This window comes from Anaerotignum faecicola (genome assembly GCA_024460105.1).
Lineage (GTDB): Bacteria > Bacillota > Clostridia > Lachnospirales > Anaerotignaceae > JANFXS01.
Genome location: JANFXS010000523.1, coordinates 1 through 397, shown reverse-complemented (window position 1 = coordinate 397; position 397 = coordinate 1). Strand labels below are relative to the sequence as shown.

2 protein-coding genes are annotated in these 397 nt (G+C 45.8%); both read left to right on the top strand.

The window, feature by feature from the left end; all coding sequences use genetic code 11:
- Nucleotides 1–145 (top strand): ABC transporter permease (locus NE664_15205; protein MCQ4727979.1); only part of this gene is annotated, 145 nt, incomplete at its 5' end.
- Between the two features lie 2 nt (nt 146–147).
- A partial coding sequence (locus NE664_15200; protein ID MCQ4727978.1) for an ATP-binding cassette domain-containing protein occupies nt 148–397 on the top strand: 250 nt, incomplete at its 3' end.

Genomic DNA, 397 nt, shown 5'->3' with positions numbered 1-397 from the left:
AATCCGCGCGGTGGTACTGAGAATGGGCATGAATGCCAACGATATGAAGCTGCTTTCCGCAGTGATCGTTGCAGTTGCTCTCTGTGTTCCTGTCGTGGTAAGAAAATGGCGCCTTAAAAAAGCTTACACGGAAGGGGGAGAATAAGCATGCTGGAAATTAAAAATGTCCGAAAGACTTTTAACAAGAATACAATCAATGAGAAAAAAGCGTTAAACGGAATTAACCTGCATCTGGATGAGGGAGATTTTGTAACGGTTATCGGCGGCAACGGCGCTGGAAAATCCACGATGCTCAACATGATTGCAGGTGTCTATCCCATCGACTCCGGAAAGATTGAGATCGACGGAGTCAATATTTCCAGGGAACCGGAATATAAACGTGCCCGCTATATCGGCA